Below are 860 nucleotides of genomic sequence, written 5' to 3'. Positions count from 1 at the left end.
AACAATGCTTCTGCAGCTATTAGTTATAAGCCACATACGCCAATTAAAGACCGTTGCAACACCGTTAGAACCTCGTTTGTTAACCCGAAGAAGTATTATCAAAAAACCGATGCTACGCCGACCGAAAATGCGATATATAAAAACGCTGATGGCATGACGTTAGAGCACAGTGTTGAACTACACATGACTAATAGCGAGACCATGTGCCAGCGCATTGGTAAAAACCAATTAGAGCAAAACCGTTCGGGTTTTTCACTGCGCTTTCCTTTGTTCGCTATTGGTTTATTAATTATGCCAGGACAAGCGGTAAGTATTAATTTACCCGATGATGGCATTAACAATGAAGAATTTAAATGTGTTGATTGGGCATGGGACAGTAAAAAACGCACTGCAGTACTGACTTTTGGTAAAGACAGTGACAGCTTATATTCAGACGATTTTGAACCCAATGAAGCAGCGCTCATAGGCAATAGTTTTATTGATCACTTTGAAATGGCGCAGTTTGAAAACAATGCGATAACATGGATAAATGCAACGGGGTTACGTACCGACCAAGGCCAACTGTCATGGACTTACAATGAAAATCAGTCAGCTATACGTTACGAAGTTGAATTACGCACCCTAAATGCTCATTACATTTCGGTTGACGACCCACGCCTTGACCCTAATGACCCAACATATGATCCAAATTTATCAACAACAGAGAAGTACAATTATTTTTTCAAACAAAGCACCGCTGAAAAGTCGATTAAGATAAATGGCGTGCCTGTTGGCACCTATCAAGTTGTCGTTGCGGCAATAAACCGATTAAACAGCCGTGTATTTCAAGTAAGAACAATTACGTTCACTAAAGAGTCANC

General features: G+C 40.4%; 1 protein-coding gene. It reads left to right on the top strand.

The window, feature by feature from the left end:
* Positions 1-860 (top strand): phage tail protein (locus ND2E_RS06760; RefSeq protein ID WP_033094710.1); only part of this gene is annotated, 860 nt, incomplete at both ends.

The sequence above is a fragment of the Colwellia psychrerythraea genome (assembly GCF_000764225.1).
GTDB lineage: Bacteria > Pseudomonadota > Gammaproteobacteria > Enterobacterales > Alteromonadaceae > Colwellia > Colwellia psychrerythraea_D.
Note: the sequence above shows the minus strand (reverse complement) of the source record. Positions and strands in the feature narration are given on the sequence as shown.